Here is a 245-nt window from a genome sequence, read left to right on the forward strand (position 1 = left end):
CATAATAGCCGCGCCAATTGGGCCTATCGCATAGGCTAGTATTTTATTACGAGTCATATAAACCTACAACGCTCTCAACTTGGATGACAAATAGTGGGTAATTCACACTAGAATTAAAATGCTTTTCTACCCAAGATTTTGCACTTGTTCTATAAGCTTGTTTTTTTTCCTTTGACAAAATTGTATTAATACCATCAATAATCTCATCAATACTAAAACCATTTGGTAATAAGTAACCGTTAGAT

Annotated in this window: 1 protein-coding gene; it reads right to left on the reverse strand. The window is 33.5% G+C overall.

What is annotated here, in order from left to right; translation table 11 throughout:
- Nucleotides 1–46: 46 nt before the first annotated feature.
- A partial coding sequence (locus AAEY79_RS16090; protein WP_407074214.1) for a hypothetical protein occupies nucleotides 47–245 on the reverse strand: 199 nt, incomplete at its 5' end.

Origin of the sequence: Psychrobacter sp. GW64-MNA-CIBAN-0177, from assembly GCF_040309585.1 — a bacterium.
Lineage (GTDB): Bacteria > Pseudomonadota > Gammaproteobacteria > Pseudomonadales > Moraxellaceae > Psychrobacter > Psychrobacter okhotskensis.